Source organism: Paraburkholderia sp. UCT31 (genome assembly GCF_014397655.1).
GTDB lineage: Bacteria > Pseudomonadota > Gammaproteobacteria > Burkholderiales > Burkholderiaceae > Paraburkholderia > Paraburkholderia tuberum.
The window spans coordinates 1-2,476 of record NZ_VZQP01000153.1; the positions used below are offsets into that span (position 1 = coordinate 1).

Sequence of the window (2,476 nt, forward strand, 5' to 3'; positions counted from 1 at the left end):
CATGGTAACCATCCTTGACCAGGATGTCGTGGACGGCCCGCCAGCCGGAGCCATCCACCAGTGCGCCGTGAACAATGACAACATCTTTCGCAGCCGCCTTTGCCTCGGCGTGAGCCATCGTGGCGCCAAGGGCCAGGGCGGCAATCGCCAGGTTCTTTCGCAGTGCAAACATTGTACTCTCCAGAATTGTCTGTAGTTGCCCGCAGTTTCGCGCAATCACGCTTGACGGGCGAGGATTGATCGGTGATAGATAACCGGGAATCAGGCCAGCTCGTTCTTCATAGCCAGAACGTCGATCAGCTCTCGCCGACGACGTTCGGCGTCTTCGACGCCTTTGGGAGCGAAGAGGATCGCCAGGCACACCTTGCCGGCATGGGCAACGAATGTCCACGATTCGATTTGTAGCGGCGGCCTATCCACTGCGCAAAACAGATGTTACTCAACGCAATGAATATCGGCGCAATGAACCGTGACGCAACGCGTTGGTGGTCCGGACTTAGTTCAGCCATCAACCGAAGCTGAAGCCGCGTCTACCAGCGCCACTGCCTGTTCGCGCGCAGCCTGTCTGCCCGCGTGATCGACTTCAGGTCCAAAGAGAGTTTTCTCGACGATGATCGATTCGATGTCGGTGATACCGATGAGGCGCAGCCACGCTTCAAAAATCGGCCGCTGAAAGTCGAACGACTCGGCGGGCGTGCTCGACTGCTTTGAATAGTCGAGGCCTCTCGCATAGATCACGACTGCTTTCTTGCCCTTCAGCAATCCCGCTAACCCACGCTCGTCGAATGAGAAGAGGATGTCCCGGTGGGACACGGCGTCGATGAAATGCTTGAGCTTGTATGGGATGGAAAAATTCCACAGCGGCACGGAGAACAGCAGCGTATCCGCGTCGTGCATCCGCTGCGCTAGCTGCCGGAAACCTGCCCACGCTTGCTGCTGGCCTTCGCTGAGAGGCGTGCCGCTCAAGTCCGCGTATTTGGCATCGAGCGCGTCGCCGTCGAGTTCCGGCAATTGAGTCGCCCACAGGTCGAGCACGTCGATCCGATGATTCGGATGAGCGTCGCGCCAGGCCTCCAGATACGCGTGCGCAACGTCGAGTGATGCGGACCGCGACTTGCGCGGGGAGGATTCGATATGCAGCAAGGTCGACATGGAACGACTCCTGATGGGTTGATGACCCTCATCAGAACATAGTTCGATTCAAAATATAAACGAAGTATCATCGCGATATTCAGTAGCATTCGCACTGTATTGCGGGGGCATCTAATGTTCGATACCGTTTTGCTGCGCTCTTTTGTGGCCGTGGTTCAGGAAGGAGGCTTCACGCACGCCGCGGCCCGTCTGAATCTGACGCAGTCTGCGGTCAGCGCGCATCTGCGGCGTCTCGAAAAACAGATCGGCCGCGACCTGCTCGTGCGCACAACGCGCTCGGTCACGCTCACAGTGGACGGCGAACTGCTGCTGGGTTACGCGCGCGCCATCCTCGCGCTTAATCAGGACGCGCGGGCGCAGCTGCTTCGCGGACCGAGTGAGGGCACGATCCGCGTGGGTCTGTCGGAAGACCTCGCCAATGTCAGACTGATGCACGTGATGCAGGCGTTTGCCGTGCGGTACCCGCGCATCGCGTTCAGCATCAGGGTCGGTATCCCGGGCGAACTGCTCCAGGCGATGGATCACAGTGAATTGGACGTGGTGATTGGTGGACGCTGCCACGATGCGCGCTCCGGACGCGTGCTCTGGCGCGAGCCGCTTGTTTGGGCCGGTGCGGATTGGGCGTCGCTAACGGCTGGCGTACCGGTGCCGATTGCGCTGCTGCCGGAACCCTGCCCGTATCGTGAGGCCTCACTGACAGCGCTTGCCCGCGCTGGCGTGGATTACCGGATCGTGCTGGTGTGCCCGAGCGGCGCTGGCCTGTGCGCCGCTGCGCACGCGGGCTTTGCGGTGACACCGATCGTGCATACACAACTTGCGCACGGCTTGCGTGCGATCGCGCCGGATGCCGGCCTGCCGGCACTGCCCGATGTCGAGTTCACGATGTTCGCGGCGCCGGGCGCATCGGCAAGGGTTGTCGATGAACTGGGCAACGCAATCGTGCTGGCATTCGCGCACAAAGGATGACCACGGTCATCGCGGCGACAGGTTTGGGATTTTCACGGCCAGAGGCACACGCATCCTCATCGGTTCACTGAGTTTCAGTGGCAGCTCGTGCCCACGGACGCTGGCAACGGTCGTATCGAGTTGAGGACAAGCGATTGGGGCCGAGTACTTGCGGGGAGAGAACAACGCCCGGATGACCGCTGAACGTTTGGAACCTGCCATTGAAGTGGCGAGGGATCCAGTGACCGGATGGGGTCGGCGAACGAAACCGCTCGCGCGGTAGAGGGCTCCGGTCCGACGCGGGAGGTCAGGGCGAGGCCGGTCACGCGGTTTTATGTTGGCGAATGAGGCAATCCGCCTCGTTCTCCAGCAGGAGCCG

General features: G+C 60.9%; 2 protein-coding genes. One reads left to right on the plus strand and one right to left on the minus strand.

The features are described from left to right. Positions 1-501: 501 nt before the first annotated feature. Complete coding sequence (locus F6X40_RS41265; RefSeq protein ID WP_187631859.1) at positions 502-1,152, minus strand: FMN-dependent NADH-azoreductase; 651 nt, start codon at positions 1,150-1,152, stop codon at positions 502-504. A 114-nt stretch (positions 1,153-1,266) separates the two neighbouring features. On the opposite strand from F6X40_RS41265, the gene F6X40_RS41270 reads away from it, so the two are divergent. Beyond that, positions 1,267-2,118, plus strand: a complete 852-nt coding sequence (locus F6X40_RS41270) for a LysR substrate-binding domain-containing protein (RefSeq protein ID WP_187631860.1) — start codon at positions 1,267-1,269, stop codon at positions 2,116-2,118. Positions 2,119-2,476: the final 358 nt, after the last annotated feature.

Coding starts and splice junctions, on each gene's coding strand:
- F6X40_RS41265 (WP_187631859.1), bottom strand. CDS start 1,152: ATGTCGACCTTGCTGCATATCGAATCCTCCCCGCGCAAGTCGCGGTCC.
- F6X40_RS41270 (WP_187631860.1), top strand. CDS start 1,267: ATGTTCGATACCGTTTTGCTGCGCTCTTTTGTGGCCGTGGTTCAGGAA.